Source organism: Cupriavidus sp. 05N40 (assembly GCF_056397305.1).
The window spans coordinates 1-4,101 of record NZ_JBFTND010000356.1; the positions used below are offsets into that span (position 1 = coordinate 1).

At 69.8% G+C, this 4,101-nt stretch carries 3 protein-coding genes and 1 pseudogene; 3 read left to right on the top strand and 1 reads right to left on the bottom strand.

Annotation, left to right across the window (positions count from 1 at the left end; genetic code table 11):
• The coding region (locus tag AC1DO7_RS39900; protein WP_477117466.1) for a DEAD/DEAH box helicase at window positions 1–1,301 on the bottom strand (1,301 nt) is incomplete at its 3' end.
• Window positions 1,302–1,655: 354 nt separating this feature from the next.
• Between AC1DO7_RS39900 and AC1DO7_RS39905 the strand changes: the two genes are divergently transcribed.
• The 3 genes and pseudogenes from AC1DO7_RS39905 to AC1DO7_RS39915 form a co-directional block, all read left to right on the top strand.
• On the top strand, window positions 1,656–3,344 hold the full coding sequence (locus AC1DO7_RS39905; protein ID WP_441624117.1) for a ClcB-like voltage-gated chloride channel protein: 1,689 nt from the start codon (window positions 1,656–1,658) through the stop codon (window positions 3,342–3,344).
• A gap of 121 nt (window positions 3,345–3,465) precedes the next feature.
• A complete protein-coding gene (locus AC1DO7_RS39910; protein WP_441624119.1) occupies window positions 3,466–3,840 on the top strand; it encodes a hypothetical protein in 375 nt (124 codons plus the stop codon).
• 93 nt (window positions 3,841–3,933) lie between these two features.
• Window positions 3,934–4,101 (top strand): annotated as a pseudogene (locus AC1DO7_RS39915) (tRNA (N6-isopentenyl adenosine(37)-C2)-methylthiotransferase MiaB); the annotation flags it as partial.

Consider the following 4,101-nt stretch of genomic DNA (forward strand, 5'->3'; position numbering starts at 1 on the left):
GGACGCTGCTGGCGCTCGCCGCCTTCCGGCGCGCGCGCGCGCGGCTGGCCGCCGCCCGCCGGAGCCGGGGCACGGCCGCGGCCACCGCCGCCGCCATTGCCCTGGCCGCGTGCCTGCCGTCCCTTCTGGATCGGCTCGGGCGGGATCGAGGGGTCCACCTCGAAGCCCGGCAGCACGGTCTTCTCGATCTGGCGCTTGATCAGGCGCTCGATATCGCGCAGCAGCGCGGCCTCGTCCACGCACACCAGCGAGATCGCCTCGCCCTCTGCGCCGGCGCGGCCGGTACGGCCGATCCGGTGCACATAGTCTTCAGGCACGTTGGGCAGGTCGTAGTTGACCACGTGGGGCAGCTGGTCGATGTCGATCCCGCGCGCGGCGATATCGGTAGCCACCAGCAGGCGCAGCGTGCCGGCCTTGAACTCGGTCAGCGCGCGCGTGCGGGCGGACTGGCTCTTGTTGCCGTGGATCGCCAGCGCCGACAGGCCTTCCTTGTCGAGCTGCTCGGCCAGGCGGTTGGCGCCGTGCTTGGTCCGCGTAAACACCAGCACCTGGTGCCAGTCGTGCTCGCGCACCAGGTGGGCCAGCAGTTCGCGCTTGCGCTCGCGGTCCACCGGGTAGACGCGCTGGGCGACGGTTTCCGCGGTGGTATTGCGGCGTGCCACCTCGATCGAGGCGGGGTTGTCGAGCAGGCGGTCGGCCAGGCCACGGATCTCGTCCGAGAAGGTGGCCGAGAACAGCAGGTTCTGGCGCTTCGGCGGCAGGACGTTCAGGATCTTGCGGATGTCGTGGATGAAGCCCATGTCGAGCATGCGGTCGGCTTCGTCCAGCACCAGCATTTCCACGTGCGAGAGATCGATGGTGCGCTGGGACAAGTGATCCAGCAGGCGGCCCGGGGTGGCCACGACGATGTCGACGCCGCGCTTGAGCTGTTCGATCTGCGGGTTGATGCCCACGCCGCCGAACATCACCATCGAGCGCAGCTTGACGTACTTGCCGTAGTTGCGCACGCTTTCCTCGACCTGCGCCGCCAGTTCACGGGTGGGGGTCAGGACCAGTGCGCGCACCGGCGCGCGCTGACCGCGCACGGGCTCGCGGCTGGCCGGGGATTGGGACAGCAGTTGCAGCAGCGGCAGCGTGAAACCGGCCGTCTTGCCGGTGCCGGTCTGCGCGCCGGCGAGCAGGTCGCCTCCCTTGAGGATGGCGGGAATCGCCTGCGCTTGAATCGGGGTCGGCGTGGTATAGCCTTGTTCGGCCACGGCACGCACAAGCTTGTCGGACAAGCCAAGTTCGGAAAAAGACATGAATTGACGCTTCGGCCGCCCTTTGCGCACGTGGTGCGCCAATCGCGGGGGCGACGTGAGTGAGAAAACCGAAAACCGGGAAACACGACCGGCGAAGCGAGGCGACTGCCCCCGCTTCTTTGGAGGAAAGACCGCTAGTGTAACAGCCTGGCGTTTGCGCGCAGGTGCCGCACCTGTTTCAGAAAGTTCACCGCGTCATTGCGCGCGGCACGCCTCTTTGCAAGGCCCCCTGGAAAAAAGAGGCGTGCGCTGCGCTATGATGCTGCCAGCCAAGCCTTGCCCGGCCTGGCCCGTGGCCGCGCGGCGCACGGGCGCAGGCCGGCGCTTGGCCCCTCGCCCCCGGATGCAGACACGATGCGGTTCCGATTCATCGAAGACCAGGAAGTCACGCTTTTCACGGCCATCCCGGTCGGGATCGCCGCTGCCATCGTCACCACCCTGTTCAAGGAGGCGCTGGACGCCAGCGGCCTGGTCATGTTCGGCACGCGTGCCGATATCGTCACGGTGTTCGCGGGACTGGCGCTGGCCTGGCGCGTGGTCATCCCGACGCTCGGGGGCGTGGTCGCCGGCCTGCTGCTGACCGCCGCCGCGCGGCTCAACGCGGCCCAGCCGGGCGTCTCCGACTATATGGAGGCGGTTGCCAGCGGCACCGGACGCCTGCCGGTGCGCATCACCCTGCTGCGGGCGCTGTCTTCGTTCTGCTCCATCGTCACCGGGAGTTCGGTGGGCAAGGAAGGCGCCATGATCCAGCTGGCGGCGCTGTGCGGATCGCTCTTCCCGTCGGCGCGCACGCGCCCGGGCCCGGACGGCGACACCAACCTGCGGCGCATGCTCACTGCCTGCGCGGCCGCGGCCGGCCTGGCCTCGGTCTACCACACGCCGCTCTCGGCCGCGGTGTTCGTCGCCGAGGTGGTATTTGGCGCGGTGGCGGTGCAGCGGCTGATGCCGCTGTTCCTTGCCTCGGTGGCAGGCACCGTGGTCAGCCAGTTGCACGGTGGCCTGCAGCCGCTCTATCCCGGGCTCGTGGTGCCATCGGACATGCTGCACCCGCCGATGCTCGTGGCCGCCGCGCTGCTGGGCGTGCTGGCCGGGGTGGCCGGCGCCGGCTTCATGCGCGCCTCGGCGATGGCCAAGGGCGCCTTCTCGCGGCTGCCCGGCGGGCTGGTGCCGCGCCTCGCGCTGGGTGGCGCGATGGTGGGCGTGCTGGCGATCTGGGTGCCCGAGGTGGTCGGCAACGGCTACTACACCATCCAGTCGATCCTGCAGGCGCACCCGCTCAGCGTGCCGCTGGCCGGCGTGCTGCTGGCCAAGTTGCTGGCCACCGTGCTGAGCATGGGCTCGGGCGCGGTGGGCGGGGTGTTCACCCCGTCGCTGTTCGTGGGCGCGGCGCTCGGCCAGTTGCTGGCGCCCGCGGTGCCCGGCGGCAGCGGCGCGCCGCTGCTGCCCCTGGTGGGCATGTGCGCCTTCCTCGCGGCCACCAGCCAGGCGCCGCTGATGTCCGTGCTGATGGTGTTCGAGATGACGCTGGCGCCGGCGCTGCTGCTGCCCGGCATGATCGGCGCGGCGGCGGCTTACTACACGGCTTCGCGCTGCCAGACGCTGTCCCTCTATAGTGTGGTGGCCGAGCGTACGCAAGCCTCGGCCGCGGCCGAGCGCGCGCGGGCGCTGACGCTGGCCGGGCTGTGCGATCCCACCGACACCACCATCGGCCCCGACGCCACGCTCGGGCAGGCCAGCGACAAGTTCGCCGAGACCGGCACGCGCTATCTCTACCTGGTCTGCCCCGATGGCCGCCTGCTCGGGGCGCTGTCGATCCACGCCGTGCAGCGCGCGCTGCGCGAGCAGCCCGGGGCGGCGCTGCTGGGATTGTGCGAGCGCGACTTCCCCACGCTGACGCCCGAATCGCACCTGCCCGACGCCTTGCAACTGTTCACCCATCACGCGCTCAATCGGATCCCGCTGATCCGCGATGTGGCCGGGCGGGAACTGATGGGCACCGTGTCCAAGCAACGTGTGCTGCAAGAGGCATCCAGCCTTTTCTAGCCCGGCATGCGCGCAGCGCGGGAGGCCCCGCGAGCGCGGTAGAATGGTGGGTTACGCCGCGCTTTCCGAGGCGTCCCAGCGTTTTCCGAACCCAGTTCCCGAACCCCACGCCGGAGCCTCCATGCCAGCCAACCGTGCCGCGCGCCCTGCCCTGTTCGTCCGTGCCTGCCTGCTTGCCGCTTCGCTCGCCGCGGGCGCCGTCCTGCTGCCGGCAGGCGCGCAGGCGCAAGCGCCGCTGCGGGTGATTCCCGCGGACGCGGGCAAGGCCAGGCTGGTGATGGCCGCGCCGTCGCCGGCGGCGCCGCAGACGGCCACGCTCGACGGCAAGACCGTGGGCGTGGCGCCCGGGCTGCGGTTGTTCGGCACCGACAACCAGTTGCTGACGATCGGCTCCGTGGCCGGCCAGAAGCTGCCGGTACGCTTCAAGCTCGATCTCTATGGCCAGTTGCTGACGGCCTGGGTGCTGAGCGAGCTGGAACAGAAAGCGGCGCGATGATCGCTACCCGGGCCGCGGCGCGCAGCCGTGGCGCCGGGCGTATTTGTCCCCCCAAACCCTGATGCCCCCAGGTAAACCACTGAGACCGGCACCATGAAGAAAGTATTTGTCAAAACGTACGGCTGCCAGATGAACGAGTACGACTCGGACAAGATGGTGGACGTGCTCCATGCCACCGAAGGCCTGGAGAAGACCGACAACCCCGAGGACGCGGACGTGATCCTCTTCAACACCTGCTCGGTGCGCGAGAAGGCACAGGAG